Here is a 25,458-nt window from a genome sequence, read left to right on the forward strand (position 1 = left end):
TGGCTGCTACTCTTACCGGCTCGGTCCGGAACCGCAATACGCAGGGTCCTCGTGTGGCCCTCGACGTCGATCGTGAGGGGGTCTCGCATGGGGCGTGGCCGTCAGAAGGCGAAGAACACCAAGATCGCCCGTGAGCTGAAGTACGACACCTATTCGGTGAACTACTCGGCTCTCGAGCGCGAACTGGGTGCACCCGCAGCGGGAGAAGACGCGTACGTCGACAAGTGGGCCGACCAGTACAGCGACGAGTACGAAGACGAGAAGGCCTGACGCCTTCTTCTTGCACTCCTCGCCGCTGATGCGGCTCGGTGCGTTCGTCGTACCCGCGGGAACACCCGATGAAGGGCGCTGACATTCCGTCGGCGCCCTTCGTCCGTGTCGGCGGGCGTGTCGTCGGCTGTACGCGGAGGCACCTCGCGACGTCACGTCGGGCCGGCGGATGCCGCGTCACCAGACGCGTCCGGTGCGCCTCTCCCACGCGTCCTCGATGCTCTCGCGCCGCGCCATCACCACCGCGGCCGGTGCCGCGGCGCAGACGACGCACCCGAGGATGATCAACCCGAGGGTCCACCCCCCGGTGATCTCGTGCGTCAACCCGAGCGTCAACGGCATGAGCGACGCGAGCCCGTACCCCGCGCTCTGCACCAGACCGCTCAGCGCCACGGTCGTCTCGTGCGAGCGCGTCCGCAGACCGAACAGCGTCAACGCGAGGGGGAAGAGCAGGGGCGGGATGCCGATCAGCACGACCCACAGCACGGTCGCCGCCGCGGGGGCGAAGAGCAGACCGCCCACGCCCCCCAGTCCCGTGACGACGGCGACGACGTAGAACGGTGTCGTGCGTCCGATGCGCCCGATGAGGATCGGAACGATCAGCGACACCGGCAGACCCATGAACGAGAACAGCGCGAGCAGTCCGCCGGCCTCGGCGGCATCCACTCCCGCGATGTCGATGAGCAGCGGCGGCATCCACGCGAACATCGCGTACGCCACCGACGAGTTGACTCCGAACGTCACCACCAGCGCCCACGTCTGCGGCACGCGCACGATGCGCGACAGCACAGACGTCCGGGGCTCTTCGACGGTGTCGACCCGCGAGGCGCGGGCACGGAGGCTGAGGACGAGCCACGGCACCACCGCGGCGACGGCAACGCCCGCCCAGGTCGCGAACGACCCGCGCCACCCGATCGCGTCCGCGAGGGGGACTGCGACCAACGGCGGGACGAAGGTCGCGACCGCCATCGTCGTGGAGTAGACCGTCGTCATCAGGCCGATCCGGCCGGGGAAGTACTTCTTCACCACGGTCGGCAGCAGCACGTTCGCCACCCCCACCGCGGCGAAGATCCCCGCCGTCGCCGCCAGCAGCGAGCCGGCGTCGACCGCCGCGGCGCGCAGCGCGAGCATCGCCGCACCCAGGGTCGCCGCGATCAGCACGGTGCGCTCCAGGCCCAGCCGCCGCTCGATCGCCGGCGTGACCATGCCCGACAGCGCGAAGGCGACCGGGGGCGCCATGCCGATCAGCCCGACGACCGCGGCGGGCACGGCGAAGTCGCGCTCGATGACCGTCAGCAGGGGCGACAGCGATGCCACGGCAAGACGCAGCGTCAGCGCGAGCAGGACGATGGCCGCCGCGGCGAGCGCGACCCGACCCGCTCCCGCGCGGGTCAAGACTCCTGGCTGCCCTCGACCCAGGCGAGGTACTCGTCCGACACGGTGCCCGTCACGTAGCGACCGTCGAAGCAGCTCATGTCGAGGTCGACCAGGTCGGTGCCCTCCATGATGGCGGCCTTCAGATCCTCGACCTCCTGGTACACGAGGTAGTCGCAGCCGAGCTCCTCGGCGATCTCGGGGATCGTCCGTCCGTGGGCGACGAGTTCGTGTCGCGAGGGCATGTTGATGCCGTACACGTGGGGGTAGCGCACCGGCGGCGCGGCCGAGGCGAACGTGACGCTCTTGGCTCCGGCATCCCGGGCCATCTGGATGATCTCGCGGCTCGTGGTGCCGCGGACGATCGAGTCGTCGACGAGCAGCACGTTCTTGCCCTGGAACTCGGTCGACATCGCGTTGAGCTTCTGGCGCACGCTCTTCTTGCGCACCGCCTGCCCGGGCATGATGAAGGTACGGCCGACGTAGCGGTTCTTGTAGAAGCCCTCGCGGTACTCGATGCCGAGCTTGCGGGCGACCTGCATCGCGGCGGGGCGCGCCGAGTCCGGGATCGGCATGACCACGTCGATGGCGCCGGCGGGGGTGTACTTGGCCACCGTGTCGGCCAGGCGCTCACCCATGCGCAGGCGCGTCTCGTAGACGGACACGCCGTTCATGACGGAGTCGGGGCGCGCGAGGTAGACGTACTCGAACGAGCAGGGGGCGAGCATCGTCTTCTCGGCGCACTGCTGGGCGTGAAGCGTGCCGTCGAGCGCGATGAACACGGCCTCACCGGGTTCGACGTCGCGCACGACCTCGAAGCCGCCGTTCTCGAGCACGAGCGACTCGGACGCGACGATGTACTCGTCGCGCGGCTCGCCGCCGGGCACCTGGGCGGCGGCGCGCTTGCCCAAGATGAGGGGACGGATGCCGAAGGGGTCGCGGAACGCGAGCAGTCCGTAGCCCGCGATCAACGCGATCGAGGCGTAGGAGCCCTCGACGCGCTCGTGCACGCGCGCGACGGCGCGGAACACCTGCGCGGGATCGAGGTCGGGGCCCGTGATCTCGGACTGCAGCTCGGAGCCCAGGATGTTCACGAGCAGCTCGGTGTCGCTGCTGGTGTTGAGGTGACGGCGGTCCTTCGAGAACAGCTCGCTCGTCAGCTCGCGCGTGTTCGTGAGGTTGCCGTTGTGCACGAGCACGATGCCGTACGGCGCGTTGACGTAGAAGGGCTGCGCCTCTTCTTCGTTGGATGCCGTGCCCTTGGTCGCGTAGCGCACGTGGCCGAGGCCGATGTCGCCGAGCAGCGCCCGCATGTCGCGCGTGCGGAACGCCTCGCGCACCTGACCGCGGGCCTTGTGGATGTGGAACACCCCGCTGGACTCGGCGGTCGCCATGCCCGTGGAATCCTGTCCCCGGTGCTGGAGGAGCAGGAGCGCGTCGTAGATCTCCTGGTTGACCGGGCCCTGCCCGGCCATGCCGACGATGCCGCACATGGGGTGTTAGTTCGCTCCGTTCGCCGGGTGACCGGCATCCGCGTAGGTTCCGACCAGGCGCACGGCGCCCCCGTCGACGCCCTTGGCGCCCTGCTCGTACTCGCCCTCGGGGCGAGCGCCGTCGCGGACGACGCCGACCTGCCAGGTGGCGATCCCGTCGGCCGTCAGCGCGGCGGTCACCGCGTCGGCCACCTCGGGTGCGACGACCGCGAGGAAGCCGATGCCCAGGTTCCAGGTGCCTTCGGTGGCGGTCAGGTCGAGGTCGCCCATGTCGGCCAGCACGCGGAACACCGGCGAGGGGCTCCACGTCGAACGGTCGACGTCGACCCACGTCTGCTGCGGCAGCACGCGCGCGAGGTTGGCGGCGATGCCGCCGCCGGTCACGTGACTGAGCGAATGGATGCCACCGCCCACCGCGCCGTCGTCGAGCAGACGCAGCAGCGGCGAGGTGTACAGGCGCGTGGGCTCGAGAAGAGCCTCGCCCCAGGTGCCGCCGAGGTCGGCGGAGGCGGCGCCGTAGGCGATGCCCGCGCCGGTGATGATGTGGCGCACGAGCGAGTAGCCGTTGGAGTGCAGGCCGCTCGACGCGAGAGCCAGCACGACGTCGCCGCTGCGGACCCGGTCGGCACCGAGCACGCGGTCGGCCTCGACCACACCGGTCGCCGCTCCGGCGACGTCGTAGTCGTCGATGCCGAGCAGGCCGGGGTGCTCGGCGGTCTCGCCGCCCACCAGCGCGGTGCCCGTGAGCGCGCAGCCGCGCGCGATGCCCGCGACGATGTCGGCGATGCGCTGCGGCACCACCTTGCCGCACGCGATGTAGTCGGTCATGAAGAGCGGGCGCGCGCCGACCACGACGATGTCGTCGACGACCATGCCGACGAGGTCTTCGCCGATGGTGTCGTGCTTGTCGATCGCCTGCGCGATGGCGACCTTGGTGCCGACGCCGTCGGTGCTGGTCGCGAGCAGCGGCTTGGCGTAGTCGCGCAGGGCCGAGGCATCGAACAGACCGGCGAAGCCGCCCACACCACCGAGCACCTCGGGCCCGTGCGTGCGGCGCACGGCCGACTTCATCAGTTCGACGGCGAGGTCTCCGGCAGCGGTGTCGACGCCGGCAGCGGAATAGGGGTTCTCGTGGGGAGCGGAAGCCACCGGAACAGACTACCCGGGGCGGACACGCGCGGGTATCGGCCGGCGGCGCAAGGCCCGCCCCGCACCCCGTCGCGCCTCCCTACACTTGCTGCATGACGGGCGGTCAGCCGGAGTGGGTGATCCGCGAGGACGCGGCGCAACCGGTGCTCGTCGCGCTGTATCTGCGGCAGGTCCTCGGCATCCGCTCCCCCGAAGAACTGCCGTCGCTCCGCCGGGTCCCGACGCCGCTGACGACCTATGGATCGGATGCCGAACACGCGCGCCTGGAGCGGGAATGGCGCGAGTACTGGGCGATGACGGTCGAGCCCCAGGCGCACCCCTCGCCCGTGCCGCTCGAGCTGCTCGACGGCTTCGACACGCTCGTGGCCCTTCCCGTCGACGGAGCCGATGCCCTGCGCAGAGCCGCCCGACCCCACGGCGACGACGCGCTCGACTTCGCCCGTTTGGCGCACGACCGTTACGCGCGGGAATCGGCCGCGCGGCCGGGGGTGTCGTACCGCGCCTACGCGAGCGCGATCGCCGCCCACGAGCGCGCGGTGGGACGACGCGCGCACTCGTTCGAACTGAACGTGCAGGTGCTGCCGCTGGCGCAACGCGGAGTGTGGTGGATCGGTTCGCTGACCGTCGCGGTCACGGACGGCCTGCGCGGGGATGTCGCGGCCTTCGACGCCGCGATCCACCCGATCATCGCCGAATTGGCGTGAGGCTCAGACCTCGTACTGCTCGTGGTCGACCGTGACCAGACGCGTCCGGGAGTTCAGCACGCGCTCGAACACGAGCGCGGCGACCGCGGCGACCGAGATACCGATCACGACGCAGATGAGCGCGGTGAAGCCGAACACCTGCAGCTGCGAGTAGGCGACCTGCGTGTAGGGGCTGACGTTGGCACCGTCGATCGCGACGGTGAGGATCAGAGCGGCGAGGATGCCGAGGAAGGCACCCGCCAGCATGAAGACGCCGTACTTGGGTGCGCGGCGCACCGTGACGGTCTCGATCTCGTCGCGGATGTACACCGGACGCTCGGGGACGGGCTGGTCGGACATACGCATATTGTCCCACCGTCGGCCGCGGAGTGGGCCGGGTTCTTCGGCGTCGAGCGACGCCGGACGAAACCGCAGTCTCTCGTCGAGACCGCGCGCCCCGGGCGGACATCGCGTGCGGTTTCGGTCGACGGCTACGGTCTCGCCGACAAGAGGGGCGGGTCAGGGGCGCAGGGGCAGGAGCGCGCTCAGATCGGCGCGCACCCCGGATGCCACGATGCGGCCCGAGGTGACGGCATCCGCCCACACCTCCTCACCCGTGGCGACGGCGATCCACGTCGCGGCGTCGGTCTCGACCACGTTGGGCGGGGTGCCGCGCGTGTGACGGGGCCCCTCGATCACCTGCACGGCACCGAAAGGGGGCACGCGCATCTCGACCGAGTTGCCCGGGGCCTTCTCGGCGAGCAGCTGCAGCAGGTAGCGCACGGCCGTGGCCAGAGCCGGGCGGGGGGCGTCACCCGCGGCGACGGCGGCGAGGGCGGCGCGACCGTCTCCGGTCTCGATGCGGCGAGGGGGCATGGCATCCACGCTACTGGCGGCGGGGACGGGCCGGGGCGCGTGCAGATCCTCCGCGATGCGCACAACTTCAGCTCGCCGGCGCCCGGTTCGACGGAGGATGCGCACGTCGCGGAGGTTACGCACGCGCATCCCGGCGCCGAAGGCGTGCCCGCAGCCGATACCGCGTCGCCCGAGCCCGGGCGCGCCGCTCGATAGGCTGACCGCGTGAGAATCCTGGTCCTCGGTTCGGGCGCGCGCGAGCACGCCATCATCCTCGCGCTGCGCTCCGAAGAGGCGTCGCACGCGATCTTCGCCGCCCCCGGCAACGCGGGGATCGCGCGCGAGGCGCACCTCGTCGACCTCGATCCGCTCGACCCGGTCGCCGTGCTGACCTTCGCCAAGGACGAGGCGATCGACCTCGTCGTGGTCGGCCCCGAGGCGCCGCTGGTCGCCGGCGTGGCCGATCCGCTGCGGGCGCACGGCATCCCGGTGTTCGGTCCCGGCAAGGCCGCGGCCCAGCTCGAGGGCTCGAAGACGTACGCGAAGCGGATCATGGATGCGGCGGGCGTCCCCACCGGGCGTTCCGTGCGCGCTCACGACGCGGCCACGGTCGCCGCAGCGCTCGACGAGTTCGGTGCGCCCTACGTCGTCAAGGCCGACGGTCTGGCCGCGGGCAAGGGCGTGATCGTCACGAGCGATCGCGACGCCGCCCTGGCACACGCCGACACCTACCTGCCCACCGGTGCGGTGCTCATCGAGGAGTTCCTGTCGGGACCCGAGGTGTCGCTGTTCTTCCTCAGCGACGGCGACCACGTCGCCCCCCTGAGCCCCGCCCAGGACTTCAAGCGCCTGCGCGACGGCGACGAGGGCCCCAACACCGGCGGGATGGGCGCGTACTCGCCGCTGCCGTGGCTGAGCGAGCGCTTCGGCGATGAAGAGACGTTCGTCGACCTCGTCACGCGCGAGATCGCCGAGCCCGTGATCCGGCAGATGGATGCCGAGGGCACGCCCTTCATCGGGCTGCTCTACGCGGGACTCATCCTGACCGAGCAGGGCGTGAAGGTCATCGAGTTCAACGCGCGCTTCGGCGACCCCGAGACCCAGGTCGTGCTGCCGCGCCTCATCGACCCGCTGTCGACGCTGCTGCTGGCCGCGGCGTCGGGCACGCTCGAGGATCAGCCGCGACCCGCCTTCGCCGAGGCCACCGCGGTCACCGTGGTGCTCGCGAGCCAGGGCTACCCCGAGGCCCCGCTCACCGGGCGCGTGCTCACCGGCATCGACGAGGCCGAAGAAGTCGACGGTGTGCACGTCGCCCATGCCGCGACGGCGCTGCGCGACGGCGATCTGGTCGCGACCGGGGGCCGCGTGCTCAGCGTCGTCGCCACCGGCACGACCTTCGCCGAAGCGCGCGAGGCGGCCTACGCCGGCCTCGAGCGCATCGGCCTCGAGGGCGGTCAGTACCGCACCGACATCGCGTCGAAGGTCGCACAGGTCTGAGGCGCGAGGGGCCTCCGACTCCGGGGACTCACGCCCTGACGAGGAGGATCTGAAAGCCGTCCGGGTCGAGGAACGCCGACGCGTTCGCTTGCCAATAAGGGTTCGCCGGGACGGTCTCGCGCCCTGCGAGCCGAGCCGCGATCCGCTCGAGTTCGGCCTCGTCGTCCAGGTAGAGGACCAACAGCGATTCCGGGTCCGGTGCCGGGGCGGTCTGACCCCCTCCCGTCGTGAATTCGAGATGCGCGCCGGTTCCGGGCAGATCGAAGAACACTCCGTCGTACCCCGCGTGATTCTGGAAGTCCCCTCGCAGGGGCAGCCCGAGATCGTCCCGGTAGAACCTCACCAGCTCGGGAAGGCGGTCCGTGTGACGCGCGAAGCGGATCTTCATGACTCCATTCTGAGCGCGTACGCTCGGCCGATGACCTCGACGACCGCCGCGTACGAGGCGCGGGCGCAGGAGTACATCGACGCCCTCGGCACGATGGATGCCGTGCACCCCGTCGACCGGGCGATCGTCGACGCGTGGGCGGACGAGGTGAGCGGCCCCGTGCTCGACGCCGGGTGCGGGCCCGGCCAGTGGACGGCGCATCTCGCCGGTCGCGGGCTCGACGTCCGCGGGATCGACCTGGCGCCGCGATTCGTGGAGCACGCGCGCGCGACGCACCCCGGCATCCGCTTCGAGGTGGCGAGCATCGACGAGCTGCCCGACGCGGACGCCTTATTCGGCGGAGTGCTGGCGTGGTTCTCGACCATTCATCACTCCCCCGACCGGATCGGCGTGGCCCTCCGCGGGTGTGCGCGTGCCCTGCGCCCCGGCGGCGAGCTGCTGCTCGGCTTCTTCGTCGGCGCAGCCCCCGAGCCCTTCGACCACGCCGTCACTCGCGCGTGGCGATGGCCCGTCGCCGAGCTGACGCGAGAGCTGGATGCCGCCGGCTTCGACGTGCTCGAAGCGCAGACGCGTGAGACGCGCGGCGCGCGCCCGGTGGGATCGCTTCGTTGCGAGCGGCGGGTATGACAGCCGTGCCCGCGATCGCGCGGGCATCCCCCGCCGGTGCGCGCGCGGACTGCGCCGCGGGTCGATCGAGGTCGGAGCAGCCCCGGAATCAGATATGCGAGAGAAGACGACCGGCACCGGCTGCGGCGGTCGCGAGCTGACGGTCGAAGGTCGCGAGGGGAACGTCGGCTCGCTCGGCGGTCGCGAGGACGCAGGTGTCCGGCATCTTCAATCCCCACCGCGCACGCAGGCGCGCGAGCACGAGGGGCTCGTCGGGACCGAGGATGGTGACGTCGACGCCGACGCCGCGCAGGTCGTGCCAGACCCGTTCGGCCACGCCCCGCTTGGCGGGACCGACCAGGACCTCGGCGGCCGTCAGCGGGTGGACGAGGTAACCGGACGGGTTCTGCTCCATGAGATTCACGGCGGCAGCATGGTGCGCGTCAGACGCGTCCAGGAAGCCGATCAGCACCCCGGCGTCGAGGACGATCACTCACTCCACCCGTCGCGGACCTCATCGAGATAACCCGGTCCGTAGAGCTCGGTGTGCGCGCCGGCGAGCTGCCGGAGACGGGCGACACGGCGCTCGGCAGCAGACTGCTCGCCCGCCTCGATCGTCTTGACCCCCGCGTCCAGGAGCTTCAGCAGGAGCACGCTGTCGCGATCCTCTTCCGGCCAGTGCGCCCGCGCGACCTCGAGGGCGTGACGCACCTGCGGGGTGTGCGTGATGTTCGTCCGGGGGTGGCTGGTCGGCATGCCGTGAGTGTACCACCGCGTTATCGGTGTAACACTTGTGCTCACTCGAGACGAATGCCGCCACCCCTTGGGGTGACGGCATCCGTGATCCTGCTTACTCCCCCGCGGCGGCGGGAGCGGCCTGCGCGGTCTGCTGCGCCGGGCCCTCGTCGCGGGGCGCGCCGTGCGGACGGATCATCGAGGGGCGCTTCATGAACAGCACCACGATGAGTCCGACACCGATCACGACGATCGGCAGAAGCAGCGACTGCCCCATGGCCTGCGAGAACCCGCCGACCACCTGCGGCGGCAGCGCTCCCGAACCGAAGCTGGCACCGGCATCCGCAGCCCCCGGCAGGTTCGCCTCGAGACGCGCCTGCATGAACGCGGCGATGGATGCCGAACCGATGACCGATCCGACGGTGCGGGTCGTGTTGTAGATGCCCGCTCCGGCACCCGCCTGGCGCGGCGGCAGGTTGCGCGTGGCGGTGGTGGCGAGAGGGCCCCACATGCCCGCGTTTCCGACACCCATGAGGGCCGAGGGGATGAGGAACATCCAGATCGGGGCGTCGTTCAGGATGAGCGCCACGTAGATGCCCAGCGATCCGCCGACCAGCAGCAGTCCCGGGACGAGGAGGAACCGCGGGTCGGTGCGGTCGAGCAGTTTGCCCGCGAAGGGAGCGAGGACGCCCGAGAGGATCGCCAGCGGGACCAGCAGCAGCGCCGACTCGGTGGGCGTGAGGCCGCGGGCGAGCTGCAGGTAGAACATCTGCGGCAGGGCCATGCTCGTCACGGTGAAGCCGACGGCCGCGATCGCGAAGTTCGCGACCGAGAAGTTGCGGTCCGTGAACAGGGCGAGAGGCACCAGGGGCTCGCCCGTGCTGCGTCCCTGCGTCCAGATGAAGACGCCCATCACGACGACGCCGGCGATCACCATCGCCCAGATCCACGCGGCCCACGAGAAGTGCTCGCCCTCTTGCAGACCGAAGACGATGAGGAACAGACCCACCGCGCTGAGGACGACGCCGAGGATGTCGAACTTGTGCGCCGTGCGCGGCAGCTGCGGCACCAGGATGACCGCGGCGACGAAGCCGATGACACCGACGGGGATGTTGATGAAGAAGATCCACTCCCACCCGAGGCCGTCCACGAGCAGGCCGCCCGCGAGAGGGCCGACGAGGGTGGCGACACCGGCCGTGGCACCCCAGAGGCCCATGGCGGCACCGCGGTTCTGCGGCGGGAAGGTGCGGGTGATGACGGCCATCGTCTGCGGGGTCATGAGCGCCGCGCCCAGGCCCTGGACGGCGCGGGCGGCGATGAGCACCTCGAGGCTGGGCGCGAGACCGCACGCGAGAGACGCGATGGTGAACACCGCCAGGCCCGTGAGGTAGATGTTCTTGGGGCCGAAGCGGTCGCCGAGGCGACCGGTGATCAGCAGCGGCACGGCGTAGGTGAGCAGGTAGGCGCTGGTGACCCATACGACGTTGTCGAGGTTGTTCGTGTTCGGGTCGAGCGCGGCCTTGATCGCGGGGTTCGCCACCGAGACGATCGTGGTGTCGACCAGGATCATGAAGAACCCGATGACCAGCGCCCACAGGGCGGGCCACGGACTCTTGGCGGGGGTCTTGAAGGACCCCGTCGACGGGGATGCCGCGGACGCGGCGCGGGAATCGGTCATGGTGTGGTCTCCTTCGAGACGCTGTTCTTCGTGAGATGTTCGGGGATCTCGTCGGGACCCCAGGCGAGGGAGCCGTCGACGAGGCGTGCGCGCAGGGCGTCCTGCCACGCGAGTTCGGCGTCGAGAAGTGCGGCTTGGCGCTGCACCTCGACCATGAACTGATCGGGGACGCCGCGGTGGGCGGCCCCGTCCAGACCGGTGCGGTGCTCGTGCGCCGAGGCGACGAGCAGGGCACGGCGTCGGTCGAGCAGGGCGACCACTTCGTCGCGCTCGAGGTTGTGCGCCTCGGCGAGCGCGACGCGGAAGTCCGCCGCCCGCTCGATCTGCGGCAGTTCGGTGCGCACCCACTCCTCGACCGCCTGGCGGCCGGCGTCGAGCAGGGTGTAGGTGGTGCGTTCGGGGCGGTTGCCGTGGCGGTCGACGCCGACCTCGGCGAGAAGTCCGTCGCGTTCGAGGCGCGCGACGGTGTGGTAGATCGTGCCCTTCTGCAGGGGTACGAGGCGGTCGTCCTTGCGCTCGCGCAGCAGGCGCACGAGCTCGTAGGTGTGCATGTCGCCCTCGCGCAGGGTCGCGAGGATCATGACGGCGACCGGGGTGAGACGGCTGTGTTCCGGCATCCACCCCTCCTTCATGGTCCATGTCGAATAGTCCATGTGGACTATACGCGTTTGTGCGGCGCGGCGCGAACCCGTCGAACGGATCGAGCGCCCCGGCAGAAGTCAACGACCAGTCCGCGCCCGCCAGGGGGGACTTGCGGGAACGCGAATCGCGACCGCGGGAACGACGAATGCCCCGCGCCGGAGGGCACGGGGCATTCGTCATCGGAGGTCAGTCGGCGATGAGCACCCGACCGGTCGCGCCGGACACGATCAGATCGGCACGCTCGCGGGTGGCCTCGATCAGGACCGCGTTGACACCGTCGACCTCGCGCGCCCAGGCGAGAGCCGCCTGCGGGGATCGCCCTCCCCGCACGTGGCGCTCGACGAGTCGTGTCTCGCGCTCCTCGGCCGGTGTGTCGCAGAACCACACCTCGTCCAGCGCCCCGCGCACGCCCGCCCACGGCTCGTCGCCGACGAGCAGATAGTTGCCCTCCACCACGACGATGCGCGCCGACGGCTCGATCGCGATCTCGCCCGCCACACCCTCGTCGACCTCGCGCCGGAAGCTCGGCGCGTACACGGTGTGGTCCGTCTCGCGCCGCACCCTGCCGAGCAGGGCGAGGAAGCCCCACCCGTCGAAGGTGTCGAGCGCCCCCTTGCGTTCGCGTCGGCCGAGCCGGTCGAGCGACGCGTTCGCCAGATGGAACCCGTCCATCGGAAGCGCCGCGGCCCCACCGCCGCGGCGCTCGTTCAGTTCCGCCACGATCGCGGCGGCCAGGGTCGTCTTGCCGCCGCCGGGGCTGCCCGCGATGCCGAGCAGGTAGCGGCCGCCCGCGGCGCTCGCAGCCTGCTCGACGCGGTCGACCAGTTCGGCGACGGCGGACGAGGGAGGCCCCTCAGGCGCCATGACCCGCTTCGATCTGCATCGACATGAACGCGAGGGCGTGCCGTGCCAGGGCCGGACCGTCGTTCCACAGGTTGCGCCAGATGGCGAGGTCGTTCGACAGGGTCGGCGAGACGACCGCCGACGAGAACGATTCGAAGGTGATGGGCCCGGAGTAGTCGATGTCGGCGAGAGCGTGGAAGAACGCGGTGAAGTCGAGGTGCCCCGAGCCCAGGTAGCCGCGGTGGTTCTCGCCGATGTGCACGTAGCCCAGACGGTCTCCCACCAGGTGCACGGGGCGGACCAGATCGTCCTCCTCGATGTTCATGTGATACGTGTCGAGGTGGATCAGGACGTTGTCGTGGCCGATGTCGTCGGCCAGGCGCAGCGCGTCGGCGGCGGTGTTGATGACGTTCGTCTCGTAGCGGTTGCAGATCTCGAGCCCGAGCGTCATGCCCTTGCCCTGCGCCTCGACGGCGAGGTCCTTCAGGGTCGCGACGACGTTGGCCCGGCCGGCGGCGCTCAACTGGTGCCCGTACTTGCCGAGCGCGCTGTACAGGGCGCCTGTGAAGTGCGTGCCGCCGAGGTCGTGAGTGATCTGCAGCGAGTCGTGGAGCAGCTTCGCCCCGCGTTCGACGACCTGCGGGTCGTCGCTGGACACGTCGGCTGCGAAGGCGAGGCCGCGGGAGCACACGATGCCCAGACCGGCGGCCTCGAGCTTGGCGCGCGCGTCGGCGACGTCGAGGCTGGTCGCGTCGTGGAGCGAGAGCTCGAGGATGTCGTACCCGGCCGCGCGGGTCTGGTCGATGATGACGCTCATGTCGTCGGGCGTCGTACCGCCCGCGAAGACGAGGGCGTGGACGCCGAGGGAGTTGGTGACCATGAGGTGAGTTCTTTCGTGAAAGGTCGAACGGGGAGGATCAGGAGGCGACGGTCTCGGCCAGCCGCGCCTTGAGGAAGGCGAGCGACGAGGCGGCGAGTTCGTCGGGGTCGGACCAGAGCGGATGCCACAGGCCGATGTCGATGGCGGAGGTCTCGCCGATGACGACGGGCGAGAAGGACTCGACCGTGATCGGGCCCGCGAACCCGACCGCCGCCAGGGCGGCGAGGAGCGCGGTCCAGTCGATGGTCCCGGTGCCGAGCCGGCCGCGGTGGCTCTCGCTGGCGTGCAGGTAGCCGAGGCGCCGTCCGGCGGTCTCGACGGCCGCCGACAGGCTCTGCTCCTCCATCGCCGCGTGGAACGTGTCGAGGTGGACCACGACGTTGGACGCACCCATGTCGTCGACGAACCGCGCCGTCTGGGCGGCCGTGTTCAGTAGGTTCGACTCGTAGCGGTTGACGTACTCGACCCCGAGGGTCACGCCCGCCCGCGCGCCGACCGCGGCGACCCGCCGCAGCACGTCGAGCGAGCGCTCGCGCGCCGCGGTGGTGGGCAGGCGGTCGTAGCGGCCCATCGCCGAGAACACCACCCCGCCGACGAAGGTCGCGCCGATGTCGGCGGCAAAGTGCATCGCCTCGGTCAGGCGGTGCTCTCCGCGGGCGCGCCGGGCGGGGTCGGCATCCGAGATGTCATCCGAGAACGACAGCGCGAGCGACACCGAGGCGTCGATGCCGTGCCGCGAGAGGGCCCGCACCGTGTCCCCCGCGTCGAGCACCTCGCGGTCGATCGCCGGGATCTCGATGAGGTCGTACCCCGCGGCGGCCGCCGCACCGATGGCGCGGTCGGCCGCGACAGGGCTCCAGTCGAACCCCCACACACCCGCGTGGATGCCGAAGAGCTGCGTCATCGTCTCAGGCGGCCTTGGCGCCGGTGATGAGCGCGACGAGCTCGTCGCCGTCGGTTTCGGCGGCACGACGTTCGGCGACGGCCAGACCGCCGCGCATGACCCACACGTGATCCGACAGGCGCAGCACCTGGTCGAAGTTGTGGCTGATGAGCAGCACCGCGACGCCCTGTTCCTTGAGCTTGCGGATGATGCCCTCCACGCGCGCGGTCTCCTGCACGCCCAGGGCAGCGGTGGGCTCGTCCATGATGACGATGGACCCTCCCCAGCCGGCCGCACGCGCGATCGACACGGCCTGGCGCTGCCCGCCCGACAGGCGTCGCACCCGACTGGTGACCGGCGGCACGTTGACCGCGAGGTCCGAGACGAGTTCTTGCGCGGTGGCGCGCATGGCCTTGCGGTCGAGGAAGCGGAAGGGGCCGAAACCCGTCGTCTTCTCGCGCCCGAGGAAGAAGTTCTGCCAGACGGTCAGATCCTCGACCAGGGCCAGGTTCTGCTGCACGGTCTCTATTCCGTGCTCGCGCGCGGCGAGCGGGGTGTCGAGGTGGACGTCGCGGCCGTCGAGCGTGATGGTGCCGGAGTCGGGGCGATGGATGCCGGAGAGGCACCGCACGAGCGTCGACTTGCCGGCGCCGTTGTCGCCGATGAGGGCCGTGACCTCGCCGCGCCGCATGGTCATCGAGGCGCCGCGCAGGGCGTGGACGCCGCCGAAGGACTTGGTGATGTTCTCGGCGGAGAGGACGATGTCGTTTCCGCCCGGGATGTCAGTGGTCATTTCTTCTGGAACCTCGTGAGAAGGGCGGCGAGTACGACGACGAGACCGACGGCGAGCGGCTGGTAGAACTGCGACACTCCGACGAGCGTCAGTCCGTTGCTGAGGGCGGTGAGCAGCAGCGCACCCAGGACGGGGCCGACGATCTTCCCGCGGCCGCCGGTGAGGGCGACACCGCCCAGGACGACGGCGGCGATCGAGTTGAGCAGGTACTGCGTGTTGATGGCGGGTTCGGCGGCACCGATGCGGGCGACGAGGAGGATGGATGCCAAGCCCGCGAGCATCGCCGCGAGCACGTACACCGCAATCCGCACGCGCGCCGCGTTGATGCCGTTGGCGACGGCCGCCTCTTCGCTGCCGCCGATGGCCTGCACGTGCAGTCCGAACCGGGTGCGGAACATCACGACGCCGAAGACGACGGCGATCACGACCGCGATGAGGAACGGGAAGCCGAAGATGCCGATCGAGCCGGCGGTGAGGCGCAGCAGCTCGGGGCTGGTGAACGAGATCGGCTTGCCCTGGGTGAGGATGAGCGCCAGGCCCGTCGCGACCGAGAGCGTTCCGAGGGTGGCGATGAAGTCGGTGACCTTGCCGGTGGCGATGAGCAGACCATTGGCCACGCCGACGAGGCCCGACGCGACGATCGCGATGACGGCCGACAGCCAGAAGCCCAGACCGGCCTGCCACGCGAGACCGAAGCCGACCGCGCCGAGCGTCATGGTGGCCGAGATCGACAGGTCGATGCCGCCCGTGGTGATGACGAAGGCCTGCGCGACCGCCAGGATCACCAGGATCGCCGAGGCGATGAGCATGGCCTGGATGTTGCCGAGAGTGAGGAAGGAGGGGCTCAGGATCGCGAAGACGATCACGAGGAGGACGAGCCCGACGGGGGCGGCGTTCTCTGCCCAGAAGCTGAGACTGCGCGCGTCCCGTCCCAGCGCCGCGAAGCGGGAGGGGGGAACGTCGAGCGTCGTCGTTCTCAACGGAGTTGTCATGACGGAGCGGACTTTCTCGAAGAAGGGGAAGGGGAGCCGGGGCGGAGCGCGCTCCGCCCCGGCGTGTCGGCCGGTGTCAGCCGAGCAGGTCGGCGAGGGGGTTGGTGAACTCCTCGAACGGCTGCGGGAACTTCGCGATGGCGTCCGAGGCGTTCTGCTCGGTGACCAGGGCGGTCGGGGACTCCACGTTGGAGGGGAGCGTGCCGCCCTTGACGGCGACCTCGCACGCCTGCACACCCAGCTGTCCGATCGCGAACGGGTACTGCGCGACGGTCGCGGACAGTCCGCCCGCGGCCACCGACTCGAGCGCGTCCTTGTTGCCGTCGACGCTGACGACGACGATCTGGCCCGTCTTGCCGGCGTTCTCGACGGCCTTGACGATGCCGAGGCCCATGTCGTCGTTGGCCGCGAAGAACGCCGCGATGTCGGGGTTGGCGGCGATGATGTCGGTGGCCTTGGTCAGGGCGAGCTCGCGCTTCCAGTCGGCGGCTTCCTCCTGGACGACCTCGAGGCCGCTCGCCGCGGCCTTGAAGCCGTCGATGCGCGCCGCGCTGGTGACGTTGCCCGCGACGCCGCCGATGATGGCGACCTTGGCGCCCGCGGCGACCTTGCCCGCGACGAACTCGCCGGCCTTGCCGCCGGCCGCCTCGTTGTCGGTGCCGATGTAGGTGGCGGGGGTGACGCCGGCGGCGGAGGCGGCGTCGGCGTCGAGGGGCTGGTCGATGTTGACGACCGGGGTGCCCTTCGCGGCGATGGGCGCGAGCGCCTGGACGAGGTTCGTGCCGCTGATGGGGTTGATGATGAAGCAGCCCATGTCCTGGCCGGCCAGGGTCGTCAGCTTGTCGGCCTGACCGGTGGTGTCCGCCGTGTCGGCGGCCGCCTGCACCGAGACGTTCACGCCGTCGGTCGAGGCGGTGTCGGTGATGCCGTCCTGCATCGCCTGGAAGAACGGGTTGTCGAGTCCCTTGATGACGGCGGCGATCGACGACGAGCCGGAGCCGCCGGCCGTGGAGGCGGCGGGGGACGAACATCCCGCGAGGGAGATCGCGAGGGCCGCAGCAGGCGCGGCCAGGAAGATGAGGCGGCGCTTCTGAGCGTTGGTGCGGAACATCTCTGTCCTTCGAATCAGGGCACCACTGCGTGCCGGTAACGTCAATGTAGCGCCCCTTTCGATTACTCACAACACAAAAGATGGGGATCTTTGAGGTTTCCGTTACGATGTGATCACGCTGACGAGGAGGTGACGCGATGACGGAGCTGGGATCGCACGAGAGCGACGTGCTCGGACTCTTCCGCGAGCATGGGTCGCTCAGTCGCACCGACGTCATCACGCTGTCCGGATTGTCGCGATCGACCATCAACCAGCGTCTCGCCGCGCTCACCGCCGCGGGGCTGCTGCAACCCCTCGAGGGCGGAGAGTCCACCGGCGGGCGCCCGTCGAGCCGGTTCGCCTTCCGCGCCGACCGCGCCGTGATCCTGTGCGCCGACATCGGCGCGACCGGCTTCACCGCCGCGGCCTGCGACCTGAGCGGAACCCCCCTGGCGCAGACCGAGGTCGCCATCGACGTGTGGGAGGGCCCGGAGCCCGTCCTCGGCGCGATCCTCGAGGCCTTCCGATCACTGCGCCCCGACGCCGACGTTTGGGCCATCGCCATCGGCGTCCCCGGACCGGTCGAGTTCGCCGCGCACCGCGTCGTGAACCCTCCGATCATGACCGGGTGGGATCGCTTCGACATCGCGGGGTGGTTCTCCCCGGCCTACGCCGCGCCCGTCATCGTCGAGAACGATGCCAACGCCCGCGCGGTCGCCGAGGCCCGGCACCACCGCCTCGACAACGTCATCGCCCTCAAGCTCGGAACGGGCATCGGCGCCGGGCTGGTCTTCAACGGCCAGATCATCCGCGGCGACAAGGGTGCGGCGGGCGACATCGGTCACACGCGCGCGGTGATCGTGGAGTCGCCCGCGCGCGAGTGCCGATGCGGGAGCTTCGACTGCGTCGAGGCCTACGCCGGCGGATGGGCGATCGAACGCGAGCTCGACCAGGCGGGGCTGACGGTCCACGGCGTCCGCGACATCGTCGAGCTGGTGCAGAGGGGCGACATCGACGCCGTGCGTCGGGTCCGCGGCGCCGGACGCGTGATCGGCGACGCGATCGCCGACCTCGTCAGCATCCTCAACCCGCGCGCCATCGCGCTCTCGGGCCAGCTCGCCGAGTGCGACGAGGTGCTGATGTCCGGCATCCGGGAACGCGTCTACCAGCGCGCGACACCGCTGGTGACGCGCGACCTGGTGATCGCGCGCTCCGACCTGGGCGCCCTGGCCGGGGTCATCGGCCTCGCACTCATCTCGAGCGACGCGATCCTGCGACCAGCCTCGCTCGACGAGATCCTCAAGCGCGCGACCGCCCCGGTCTGACCCGCGACTCAGCCCTTCTCGGGCGTGGACGCGACCGTCGGCTCCGCCGGCACCGACCGACGCTGCCGCCACCGCGCCGGCAGGCCGAAGATGCCGCGCTGGTTCGCCTCTTCGACCTCGAGGCCGTAGTGCTCGCCGATCGCATCGCGCAGCTGCGCACGCTCGGCCTTGTCGTAGGCCTTCATCTCGCGGCGGAACGCGGTGACGGTCGCCCAGCAGATGGCCAGCAGCACCAGGCTGAAGGGCAGCGCGATGCTGATCGCCGCGGTCTGCAGGGCGGTGAGCCCGCCCGCGATCAACAGGGCGAAGGCGATGACCGCGGTGGCCAGAGCGAAGAAGACGCGCACCCAGTTCTTCGGTTCCTCTTCGCCGCCGGTCGCGATCATGCTCATCACCAGGGCACCCGAGTCGGCCGAGGTGACGAAGAACACGGCGATCAAGATGAGGAAGCCCACGATCAGCACCGCCGAGCCGGGCACCCCCTCGAGCATCTGGAACAGCGCCGTCGACACGTCGACCGATCCGTCGGGACCGGCGAGGGACGCCGTCCCGGTCAGCTCGCCGTAGATCGCGGTGCCACCGAGGACGGTGAACCACAGGATGCCGACGAGCGTGGGCACCAGGATCACGCCGACCACGAACTCGCGCACCGTCCGGCCGCGCGAGATGCGCGCGATGAAGATGCCCACGAAGGGCGCCCACGAGATCCACCAGCCCCAGTAGAACGCCGTCCACGCGCCCTGCCACGCCACGCCGTCGTCGCCGGCGTAGGCGCTGACCGTGAACGACAGCCCCACGAAGCTCTGGATGTAATTTCCGATGGACTGCACGACGTCGCGCAGCAGGAACTCGGTGGGCCCGACGAAGAGCAGGAACAGCATGAGCAGCCCCGCGAGCACGAGGTTGATGTTGGACAGCCACTTCATGCCCTTGCCCACGCCCGAGAGCAGCGAGAACAGCACGAAGCCCGTGATGATGCCGATGATGATCGCCTGGCTGATGATCGACGGCGGCACGACGCCGAGGAAGTCGAGTCCGGCGCTGATCTGGATGACGCCGAGCCCCAGCGAGGTCGCCACACCGAACAGCGTGCCCACGAGGGCCGCCACGTCGACGGCGTTGCCCCAGCCGCCCTGGACGAGACGGGCGCCGAGGATCGGCTCGAGCGCCCAGCGGATGGTGCGCGGACGCTTGCGACGGTGGAAGGCGTAGGCGAGGGCGAGACCCAGCACGACGTAGATCGACCACGCGTGCACGCCCCAGTGCAGGAACGTCTGCGACATCGCCTGCTGCGCGAGCTCGGCGGGGGTGCCGGTCACTCCGGGACGCGGTGAGATGAAGTGGCTGAGCGGTTCGCTCACCCCGTAGAACACCAGGCCGATGCCCATTCCCGCGGCGAACAGCAGCGAGAACCACGAGATCGTCGAGAACTCGGGCTCGTCGTCGTCCTGGCCGAGCTTGATGTTGCCGAACCGGCTGAAGCCCATCGCCAGGGCGAACACGACGAAGAACGCCGCGATCAGCACGTAGTACCAGTTGAAGGTCGACACGATCGTCGTCTGCACCGCGTCGAAGGTGGCTTCGGCCGCCGCGGGGAAGAACAGCGCGAAGGCGATGAACGCGAGCGCGATCGCGGCGGCGGGCCAGAAGACCCAGCCGCGGATGGTCTGATGGCGGCTCCCCGCGTGGGGATCGACGGATGCCGCGGTGTCGGGGGCTGCCTCGGTCATACGTTCCAGGCTAGCCAGGGCCCCGCGCGCGCCCCGGGGGCAGGCGCCGCGAAGCCGCCTGTGACAGAATCCGCGCCCGCGCCGCCCGCGCGCACCCGCGATAATGAGCGGGTGACCTCCGCTCCCCCGCTCGAGCTCCCCGGTTGGCGACACGTCTACTCCGGCAAGGTTCGCGACCTCTACGTGCCCGCCGACACCGCCGACGACGCGGCCCCCGCGCGGTTGCTCGTGGTGGCCAGCGACCGCGTCAGCGCCTTCGACCACGTGCTGGCCCCCGGCATCCCGGACAAAGGCGAACTGCTGACCACGCTGAGTCTGTGGTGGTTCGATCAGCTCGCGGGAGCCGACGGCGGTCCGGGCATCCCCAACCACCTCGCGCCCGACCACGTGCTCGCCTCGGACGACGCGATCTCGGTGATCCCGGATGCCGTGCAGGGGCGGGCGATGCTCGTGCGCTCGCTCGACATGCAGCCGATCGAGTGCGTCGTGCGCGGCTACCTGACCGGTTCGGGGTGGGCCGAGTATCGCGTGTCGGGCACGGTGTGCGGCATCCCGCTCCCCGAGGGGCTCAGCGACGGCGACCGCCTGCCGGAGCCGCTCTACACGCCGGCGTTCAAGGCGCCGATGGGCGAGCACGACGAGAACATCACCTTCGAACGCTCCGTCGAACTGGTCGGCGCCGAGACGGCCACCGCGCTGCGAGACCTCTCGCTCGAGATCTACCGCCGCGCCGCCGCCACCGCCGAGGCGCACGGCCTGATCCTGGCCGACACGAAGTTCGAGTTCGGCTTCGACGCCGAGGGCGTGCTGACGCTGGCCGACGAGGTGCTCACCTCGGACTCGTCCCGATACTGGGATGCCGAGTCCTGGCGTACCGGCACCACCCCGGCCGAGCGCATGGCGAGCTTCGACAAGCAGATCGTCCGCGACTGGCTCGCGGCGCACTGGGACAAGACCGGCGAGCCGCCCGCGCTGCCCGCCGAGATCGTCGAGCGCACGCGCGAGCGCTACGCGACCCTGCTGCGCCTGCTCACCGCCTGACCGCACGACCCTCTCACCATCTGACGGCGAAACCGCACCCGCTCGCCGAAACAGCACGTTTCTAACGACGAGGGCCTGCGCTCTCAGCAGACGCGTGCGGTCTCGGCATCCATCCCCCTCGAGGAGACACATGTTCCGCTGGAAAATGCACGGCGATGGGCGCACCGTCGCACCGGGGGCGGTCGTCGCCCCGGGCGAACGACTCAACTGGGGTGCGACGATCGCGATCGGCCTGCAGCACGTCATCGCGATGTTCGGCGCCACCTTCCTGGTGCCGGTGCTCACCGGGTTCCCGGTGTCGACGACGCTGCTGTTCTCGGGTGTGGGCACGCTGCTCTTCCTGCTCGTGACGCGCAACCGCCTCCCCAGCTACCTCGGGTCGTCGTTCGCGTTCATCGCGCCCATCACCGCCGCCACGACGATGGACGCGACCGGGGGCTCCGCCCTGGCGGGCATCGTCGCCGTGGGTGTGCTGCTCATGGCGATCGGCTTCGTCGTGCAGTTCGCCGGCCTCGGGTGGGTCGACAAGGTCATGCCGCCCGTGGTCGCGGGCGCGATCGTCGCGCTGATCGGCTTCAACCTCGCGCCGGTGGCGTGGTCGAACTTCCAGGTGCAGCCGCTGCCGGGAACGATCACGCTCGTCGCCGTCATCCTCTTCAGCGTGCTGTTCCGCGGGTTCCTGGGACGGATCTCGATCTTCCTCGGCGTCATCGTCGGCTACGTCGCCACCGTCGTCATCCAGCTGTCGACGGGTGAGACGCTCATCGACTTCGCGGCGGTCGAGGCGGCCCCGTGGGTCGGCCTGCCCGAGTTCCGATTCCCCGACTTCGCGTCGGCCGGCACGTGGTCGGTGATTGCGATGTTCCTGCCCGTCGTCCTGGTGCTCGTGGCCGAGAGCGTCGGGCACGTGCGCGGTGTCGCGGCGATGACGGATGCCACGGCCAACCGCTCCACGGGCCGCGCCCTCATCGCCGACGGCGCCGCCACGACGCTCGCGGGAGCCTTCGGCGGCTCGGGCACGACCACCTACGGCGAGAACATCGGCGTCATGGCCGCGACCCGCGTGTACTCCACGGCGGTGTACTGGGTCGCCGGTCTGACCGCGATCGTGCTGAGCCTGTCGCCCAAGGTCGGCGCGGTGTTCAACACGATCCCGCCGGGGGTGCTCGGCGGTGTGACCACCGCGCTGTACGGCCTGATCGGCATCATCGGCATAAAGATCTGGGTCGACAACCGCGTGGACTTCTCGCGCCCGGTCAACCAGTACACGGGCGCCGTCGCCCTCGTGCTGGCGATCGCCGGGTTCACGATGCAGTGGGGCGACTTCCAGCTCGGCGCGATCGTGCTCGGCTCGGTCGCCGCCCTGGTGATCTACCACCTCGGCAACGCGATCGCCCGCGCCCGCCGGACCGGCGCGGACGACGGCGGCCCCATCCCCGCGGTCGGCCCGCTCGGCGGCGACCCCGCCTGACGCCGGGGCCGGCCGCCGGGCGGGCGGGTGCCGAGACCGCACCCGTCCGCCGAGACCGCACGCCCGTGACGACACTCGCGTGCGGTCTCGTCCGGTGCGTGCGGTCTCGGCGCCCGCCCGGCGGACCCCGCGGGCTTCGAACCCGACGCGCCGCCACCCGCGCGGCGTTACGCCGACGGCATCCGCACGCCGGCCCGGCCCGCCCCGCCCCGGCGAGATCACGTGAAGTGGACGAACGCACACGCAAGGTCATGTGCGTACGTCCGTTTCACGTGATGTCGCGGCCGGCGGAGCCCCCGGACACGGGATGCCGCGACCCGCCCAGACGGGGAAGGCACCGCGCGGCACGGCGTGGACGGGCTCAGCACGGCACAGCGAGGTGCGGCACAGTGCGGCGCGGGCGGGCACGGGCTCGGGCACGGGCACGCCGCGCAAGGACGTGGCCCGGACCAGCGCGGCGCGAACGCACACGGCGCGGACTGCCACGCCCCGACGGGCGACGCCTGTCGTGACCCGACCGTTACTTGACACCGCAGCACCCCAGACCTCACACTGATCTCGGTCGCTGATAAATCGGTTTATCAGCAAGGTAAATCGATTATCCAACGGAGGGTGGAGCGATGACTCGAGTGCGTCTCGCCGACGTCGCGAAAGCGGCGGGCGTCTCTCCCGCGACCGTCTCGCTCGTGCTCAACGACGCCGAGTCCCGCATCTCCGACGAGACCAAGGAGCGCGTGCGCCGGGTCGCCGACGAGGTCGGCTACTCGCCCAACCCGATCGCCCGGAGCCTGCGCACTCGCGTCACCGGCACCATCGGCCTCGTATCGGACCGCATCGCCACGACCCCCTTCGCCGGCCGCATGCTCGCCGGCGCGCAAGAGGTGGCGCGCGAGAACGAGCGTCTCGTCATCCTCGTCGACACCGACGGCCACCCCGAGATCGAGTCCGACGCGATCTCGACCCTCGTCAACCACCGCGTCGACGGCATGGTCTACGCCTCGATGTACCACCGGGTCCTGCCCGCCCCCGCGGGGCTCCCGGCCGGAACGGTGTTCCTCGACTGCCGCCCCGACGGCGGCGGCTACCCCGCTGTCGTGCCCGACGACTACGCCGGGGGCCGCGCCGCCGCGCAGGAGCTCCTCGACGCGGGACACCGCCGCATCGCGTACATCGACGACGGCGACGACGACCGCCCCGTCGCCGCCCAGCTGCGCCTGCAGGGGTACAGCGACGTCCTGAGCGAGGCGGGCATCACCCCCGATCCCGCGCTGCACGTCTACGCGCCCACGTCAGCAGCCGGCGGCCAGCGCGCCGTCACCGAGCTGTTCGCCCTGCCGGAAGAGCAGCGTCCCACGGGCATCTTCGCCTTCAACGACCGCATCGCGGCCGGCGTCGTGATGTGGGCGCACCGTCACGGCATCCGGATTCCCGAAGACCTGTCGATCGTCGGTTACGACGACCAGCAGCTGGTCGCGGCCGAGCTCGATCCCCCGCTGACCACCGTCTCGCTCCCCCACGCGGCCATGGGCCGCTGGGCCATGGAGGTCGCCCTCGGCCTCCGCGAGGCGGACCCCTCCTCCCCCCACCTCATGGACTGCCCGATCGTTCGTCGGGCTTCCGTCGGTCCTCCCGCGCACCTCGGCAGCGCGCGGGAACCCCGGGCCGCGGACTGACGCCACCCGGCGTCCCCTCACGATGGCGACAGCGATGTCGTCGTACACCGAAAGGAACACGATGAAGAAGTCCTTCATCCCGCTCGCCGCGATGGGCGTCGCTGCCGCGCTGGTCATGACCGGCTGCGGTCAGGCCGGCCAGGGCAGCACGACGACCGAAGACGGTCGCACCGTCCTGACCATGTGGACGCACTCGGCCGGAAACCCCGCCGAGCTCGCCGTCTACGAGAAGATCATCAGCGACTTCAACGCCTCGCAGGACAAGTACGAGGTCAAGACCGAGTCGTTCCCGCAGGGCGCGTACAACGACGCGATCGTCGCCGCGGCCGCGTCCGGAGACCTGCCCTGCCTGCTCGACCTCGACGGCCCGATCATGCCCAACTGGGCGTGGGCCAACTACCTGCAGCCGCTGAACATCTCCAGCGACATCACCGACAAGCTGCTCCCGACCGCGGTCGGAAAGTACAACGGCGAGATCTACTCCGCGGGGTACTGGGACGCTGCCCTCGGCATCTTCGCGCGCAAGTCGGTGCTGGATGCCAACGGCATCCGCATCCCGAGCACCGAACAGCCGTGGAGCGAGTCCGAGTTCGACCAGGCGCTGGCGACCCTCAAGGCCGCGGGCTACGACACCCCCATCGACATCGGCGCCGAGGACAAGGGCGAGTGGTGGCCCTACGCCTACTCGCCGTTCCTGCAGAGCTTCGGCGGTGACCTGATCGACCGCTCGACGATGCTGTCGGCCGACGGCACCCTGAACGGACCGGATGCCGTGAAGTGGGGCACCTGGTTCCAGGACCTCTTCAAGAAGGGGTACGCCAACAGCGGCGGCACCGTGGGCAACCAGGAGTTCGTCGACGGCAAGGTGGCCCTGAGCTACACCGGCGTCTGGAACGGCCTGGCCGCGGTGGATGCCGTCGGTGACGACCTGCTGATCCTGCCCCCGCCGAACCTCGGCAACGGCCCCAAGATCGGTGGCGGTTCGTGGCAGTGGGGCATCTCGTCGTCCTGCGCGGATGCCGACGGCGCTCGCCAGTACCTCGAGTTCAGCTTCGACGACAAGTACATCACGCAGTTCGCCGACGAGCAGCTCGTGATCCCCGCCACCGAGGCGGCCACCGAGGCGTCCAAGTACTTCAACTCCACCGACGGCGCCCTGCGTCCGTTCGCGGAGTTCTCGAAGGAGTACGCCGTGCTGCGCCCCGAGACCCCCGCCTACGCGGTGATCTCGACCACGTTCGAGACGGCGGCCAAGGACATCATGAACGGCGCCGACGTGCAGTCGGCCCTGGATGCCGCGGTCACCGAGATCGACACCAACATCGAGTCCAACGACGGCTACGGCGCGAAGTAACGCCGCGCCCAGC

General features: G+C 70.4%; 26 protein-coding genes. 9 read left to right on the top strand and 17 right to left on the bottom strand.

Annotated features, from left to right (window positions below; genetic code table 11):
* The first annotated feature begins 87 nt into the window (after nt 1-87).
* Nucleotides 88-270, top strand: coding sequence for a DUF3073 family protein (locus DC432_RS07245; RefSeq protein WP_116537293.1), 183 nt, complete (start codon nt 88-90; stop codon nt 268-270).
* Between the two features lie 177 nt (nt 271-447).
* Here the strand turns inward: DC432_RS07245 and DC432_RS07250 are convergent, their stop codons facing one another.
* Genes DC432_RS07250 through purM form a run of 3 tightly spaced genes read right to left on the bottom strand, consistent with a single transcriptional unit; the run spans nt 448 to nt 4,286 of the window.
* The gene (locus DC432_RS07250; protein WP_116537294.1) at nt 448-1,665 is read right to left on the bottom strand and encodes an MFS transporter; all 1,218 of its coding nucleotides are present in this window, start codon (nt 1,663-1,665) and stop codon (nt 448-450) included.
* The gene (gene purF / locus DC432_RS07255) at nt 1,662-3,137 is read right to left on the bottom strand and encodes an amidophosphoribosyltransferase (protein WP_116537295.1); all 1,476 of its coding nucleotides are present in this window, start codon (nt 3,135-3,137) and stop codon (nt 1,662-1,664) included. The genes DC432_RS07250 and purF overlap by 4 nt, the downstream gene beginning before the upstream one ends.
* Nucleotides 3,138-3,143: 6 nt before the next feature.
* Nucleotides 3,144-4,286 (bottom strand): phosphoribosylformylglycinamidine cyclo-ligase, encoded by a 1,143-nt coding sequence (gene purM, locus DC432_RS07260; protein WP_116537296.1) that lies wholly within the window; start codon nt 4,284-4,286, stop codon nt 3,144-3,146.
* 92 nt (nt 4,287-4,378) lie between these two features.
* Here purM and DC432_RS07265 point away from each other — a divergent pair, with 92 nt between their 5' ends.
* Complete coding sequence (locus DC432_RS07265; protein WP_108318303.1) at nt 4,379-4,990, top strand: zinc-binding alcohol dehydrogenase; 612 nt, start codon at nt 4,379-4,381, stop codon at nt 4,988-4,990.
* A 3-nt stretch (nt 4,991-4,993) separates the two neighbouring features.
* On the opposite strand, the gene DC432_RS07270 is transcribed toward DC432_RS07265, so the two are convergent.
* Both DC432_RS07270 and DC432_RS07275 read right to left on the bottom strand, forming a co-directional pair.
* Complete coding sequence (locus tag DC432_RS07270; RefSeq protein ID WP_108318304.1) at nt 4,994-5,329, bottom strand: potassium transporter Trk; 336 nt, start codon at nt 5,327-5,329, stop codon at nt 4,994-4,996.
* 159 nt (nt 5,330-5,488) lie between these two features.
* Nucleotides 5,489-5,845: a sterol carrier family protein gene (locus DC432_RS07275; protein ID WP_108317890.1), complete on the bottom strand. Its 357-nt coding sequence runs from the start codon at nt 5,843-5,845 to the stop codon at nt 5,489-5,491.
* A 204-nt stretch (nt 5,846-6,049) separates the two neighbouring features.
* On the opposite strand from DC432_RS07275, the gene purD reads away from it, so the two are divergent.
* Nucleotides 6,050-7,321: a phosphoribosylamine--glycine ligase gene (gene purD, locus DC432_RS07280; protein WP_116537297.1), complete on the top strand. Its 1,272-nt coding sequence runs from the start codon at nt 6,050-6,052 to the stop codon at nt 7,319-7,321.
* A gap of 28 nt (nt 7,322-7,349) precedes the next feature.
* Here the strand turns inward: purD and DC432_RS07285 are convergent, their stop codons facing one another.
* Nucleotides 7,350-7,709 carry a VOC family protein gene (locus DC432_RS07285; protein WP_116537298.1) on the bottom strand — a complete coding sequence of 120 codons (360 nt, stop codon included), beginning with the start codon at nt 7,707-7,709 and terminating at the stop codon, nt 7,350-7,352.
* A 30-nt stretch (nt 7,710-7,739) separates the two neighbouring features.
* On the opposite strand from DC432_RS07285, the gene DC432_RS07290 reads away from it, so the two are divergent.
* Nucleotides 7,740-8,336 (top strand): class I SAM-dependent methyltransferase, encoded by a 597-nt coding sequence (locus DC432_RS07290; protein WP_116537299.1) that lies wholly within the window; start codon nt 7,740-7,742, stop codon nt 8,334-8,336.
* 88 nt (nt 8,337-8,424) lie between these two features.
* Here DC432_RS07290 and DC432_RS07295 read toward each other — a convergent pair whose 3' ends face one another.
* The 10 genes from DC432_RS07295 to DC432_RS07340 all read right to left on the bottom strand — a co-directional run bounded on the left by DC432_RS07295 (nt 8,425) and on the right by DC432_RS07340 (nt 16,872).
* Nucleotides 8,425-8,808: a type II toxin-antitoxin system VapC family toxin gene (locus tag DC432_RS07295; protein ID WP_116537300.1), complete on the bottom strand. Its 384-nt coding sequence runs from the start codon at nt 8,806-8,808 to the stop codon at nt 8,425-8,427.
* Nucleotides 8,805-9,071 carry a hypothetical protein gene (locus DC432_RS07300; RefSeq protein WP_116537301.1) on the bottom strand — a complete coding sequence of 89 codons (267 nt, stop codon included), beginning with the start codon at nt 9,069-9,071 and terminating at the stop codon, nt 8,805-8,807. Before DC432_RS07300 ends, DC432_RS07295 begins: the two co-directional genes overlap by 4 nt.
* Before the next feature lie 94 nt (nt 9,072-9,165).
* Nucleotides 9,166-10,728, bottom strand: coding sequence for a DHA2 family efflux MFS transporter permease subunit (locus DC432_RS07305; protein WP_116537302.1), 1,563 nt, complete (start codon nt 10,726-10,728; stop codon nt 9,166-9,168).
* Nucleotides 10,725-11,345 carry a PadR family transcriptional regulator gene (locus tag DC432_RS07310; RefSeq protein WP_116537303.1) on the bottom strand — a complete coding sequence of 207 codons (621 nt, stop codon included), beginning with the start codon at nt 11,343-11,345 and terminating at the stop codon, nt 10,725-10,727. Before DC432_RS07310 ends, DC432_RS07305 begins: the two co-directional genes overlap by 4 nt.
* 211 nt (nt 11,346-11,556) lie before the next feature.
* Nucleotides 11,557-12,234, bottom strand: a complete 678-nt coding sequence (locus tag DC432_RS07315; protein WP_116537304.1) for a nucleoside/nucleotide kinase family protein — start codon at nt 12,232-12,234, stop codon at nt 11,557-11,559.
* The gene (locus DC432_RS07320; protein WP_108317895.1) at nt 12,224-13,093 is read right to left on the bottom strand and encodes a sugar phosphate isomerase/epimerase family protein; all 870 of its coding nucleotides are present in this window, start codon (nt 13,091-13,093) and stop codon (nt 12,224-12,226) included. The genes DC432_RS07315 and DC432_RS07320 overlap by 11 nt, the downstream gene beginning before the upstream one ends.
* A 37-nt stretch (nt 13,094-13,130) precedes the next feature.
* Complete coding sequence (locus DC432_RS07325) at nt 13,131-13,997, bottom strand: sugar phosphate isomerase/epimerase family protein (RefSeq protein ID WP_116537305.1); 867 nt, start codon at nt 13,995-13,997, stop codon at nt 13,131-13,133.
* A 4-nt stretch (nt 13,998-14,001) separates the two neighbouring features.
* Nucleotides 14,002-14,769, bottom strand: a complete 768-nt coding sequence (locus DC432_RS07330) for an ATP-binding cassette domain-containing protein (protein WP_108317897.1) — start codon at nt 14,767-14,769, stop codon at nt 14,002-14,004.
* Nucleotides 14,766-15,761 carry an ABC transporter permease gene (locus DC432_RS07335; RefSeq protein WP_116537306.1) on the bottom strand — a complete coding sequence of 332 codons (996 nt, stop codon included), beginning with the start codon at nt 15,759-15,761 and terminating at the stop codon, nt 14,766-14,768. The genes DC432_RS07330 and DC432_RS07335 overlap by 4 nt, the downstream gene beginning before the upstream one ends.
* Nucleotides 15,762-15,837: 76 nt before the next feature.
* Nucleotides 15,838-16,872 (bottom strand): sugar ABC transporter substrate-binding protein, encoded by a 1,035-nt coding sequence (locus DC432_RS07340; RefSeq protein ID WP_108317899.1) that lies wholly within the window; start codon nt 16,870-16,872, stop codon nt 15,838-15,840.
* Nucleotides 16,873-17,009: 137 nt separating this feature from the next.
* On the opposite strand from DC432_RS07340, the gene DC432_RS07345 reads away from it, so the two are divergent.
* On the top strand, nt 17,010-18,176 hold the full coding sequence (locus DC432_RS07345) for an ROK family protein (protein WP_116537307.1): 1,167 nt from the start codon (nt 17,010-17,012) through the stop codon (nt 18,174-18,176).
* 8 nt (nt 18,177-18,184) lie between these two features.
* Here the strand turns inward: DC432_RS07345 and DC432_RS07350 are convergent, their stop codons facing one another.
* Nucleotides 18,185-19,906 carry a BCCT family transporter gene (locus tag DC432_RS07350; RefSeq protein WP_116537308.1) on the bottom strand — a complete coding sequence of 574 codons (1,722 nt, stop codon included), beginning with the start codon at nt 19,904-19,906 and terminating at the stop codon, nt 18,185-18,187.
* Between the two features lie 111 nt (nt 19,907-20,017).
* On the opposite strand from DC432_RS07350, the gene DC432_RS07355 reads away from it, so the two are divergent.
* From DC432_RS07355 to DC432_RS07370, 4 genes are all read left to right on the top strand, one after another.
* Entirely contained in the window at nt 20,018-20,947 is a 930-nt protein-coding gene (locus DC432_RS07355) for a phosphoribosylaminoimidazolesuccinocarboxamide synthase (protein WP_116537309.1), read from the top strand.
* A gap of 130 nt (nt 20,948-21,077) precedes the next feature.
* The gene (locus tag DC432_RS07360; protein WP_116537310.1) at nt 21,078-22,418 is read left to right on the top strand and encodes a uracil-xanthine permease family protein; all 1,341 of its coding nucleotides are present in this window, start codon (nt 21,078-21,080) and stop codon (nt 22,416-22,418) included.
* A 620-nt stretch (nt 22,419-23,038) separates the two neighbouring features.
* On the top strand, nt 23,039-24,091 hold the full coding sequence (locus tag DC432_RS07365; RefSeq protein WP_116537311.1) for a LacI family DNA-binding transcriptional regulator: 1,053 nt from the start codon (nt 23,039-23,041) through the stop codon (nt 24,089-24,091).
* Between the two features lie 61 nt (nt 24,092-24,152).
* Nucleotides 24,153-25,445: a sugar ABC transporter substrate-binding protein gene (locus DC432_RS07370; protein ID WP_243393064.1), complete on the top strand. Its 1,293-nt coding sequence runs from the start codon at nt 24,153-24,155 to the stop codon at nt 25,443-25,445.
* Nucleotides 25,446-25,458 lie beyond the last annotated feature (13 nt).

The sequence above is a fragment of the Microbacterium testaceum genome, assembly GCF_003075375.1.
GTDB lineage: Bacteria > Actinomycetota > Actinomycetes > Actinomycetales > Microbacteriaceae > Microbacterium > Microbacterium testaceum_E.